The 291-nt window shown below is 73.9% G+C and carries 1 pseudogene; it reads left to right on the top strand.

Features of this window, described 5'->3' with window-relative positions:
• Nucleotides 1-54 precede the first annotated feature (54 nt).
• A pseudogene (locus DSP71_RS24280) lies at nt 55-291 on the top strand (hypothetical protein); the annotation flags it as partial.

The following is a 291-nucleotide window of genomic DNA, read 5'->3' on the forward strand; positions in this document are numbered from 1 at the left end:
GTGGACGTTCGGGCTGCTCGCGATCGCCTGGGTGCGAGGGCGCCGGAGCGCTGCGTGATCGGTCGGGCTCTGCGGGCTCAGGCGCGCAGCCTCGCGGGCGACGTCGTCCTCCTCGGGGTCGCGGTCGCGGCGTTCGCGATGTCGCTCACCCTGGCGGCGAGCATCCCGTCCGAGGTCGCGAACGCCTCCGTCGACGCCCACGCGGAGCTCGCAGCCCCGCTCAGCACCGTCCTCGCGACCTACGCGGGGATCCTCGCCGCCGTCTACGGCTCGTTCCGGTACACGATCGAC

Origin of the sequence: Microbacterium sp. H6 (assembly GCF_003314775.1) — a bacterium.
GTDB classification, from domain to species: Bacteria; Actinomycetota; Actinomycetes; order Actinomycetales; family Microbacteriaceae; genus Microbacterium; species Microbacterium oxydans.